Source organism: Mesorhizobium sp. M1E.F.Ca.ET.063.01.1.1, assembly GCF_003998155.1.
In the GTDB taxonomy this organism is placed as follows: domain Bacteria; phylum Pseudomonadota; class Alphaproteobacteria; order Rhizobiales; family Rhizobiaceae; genus Mesorhizobium.
Genome location: NZ_RZSC01001622.1, coordinates 1 through 443, shown reverse-complemented (window position 1 = coordinate 443; position 443 = coordinate 1). Strand labels below are relative to the sequence as shown.

The window sequence follows — 443 nt, the reverse complement described above, 5'->3', positions numbered from 1 at the left end:
GTACCAGACTGTTCGCCGATGTCCGCGGGACGAAAATCCCGGTCGACGTCACGTCCCTGCCCTTCACGCCACACCGCTACCGCAAAGGATGATTTCCCGATGGCAAACACCTATTTTACTGAAGACCATGAATGGTTGCGCGTCGAAGGCGGGGTCGCCACCGTCGGCATCACCGACTACGCGCAGGAGCAGCTCGGCGATCTCGTCTTCGTCGAACTGCCGGAAATCGGCCGCAAGCTCGCCAAGGGCGACACCGCCGTCGTCGTCGAATCCGTCAAGGCGGCTTCCGATGTCTACGCGCCGGTGGACGGCGAGATCATCGAAGCCAACACGTCGCTGTCGTCCGACCCTTCGCTGGTCAATTCGGCGGCGACCGGCGACGGCTGGCTCTGGAAGATGAAGCTTTCCAACGAAAGCCAGCTCGCCAGCCTCATGGATGAGGC

At 62.1% G+C, this 443-nt stretch carries 1 protein-coding gene; it reads left to right on the top strand.

Features of this window, described 5'->3' with window-relative positions; genetic code table 11:
* Window positions 1–99: 99 nt before the first annotated feature.
* Window positions 100–443 (top strand): glycine cleavage system protein GcvH (gene gcvH / locus EOA29_RS40090; protein ID WP_127222588.1); only part of this gene is annotated, 344 nt, incomplete at its 3' end.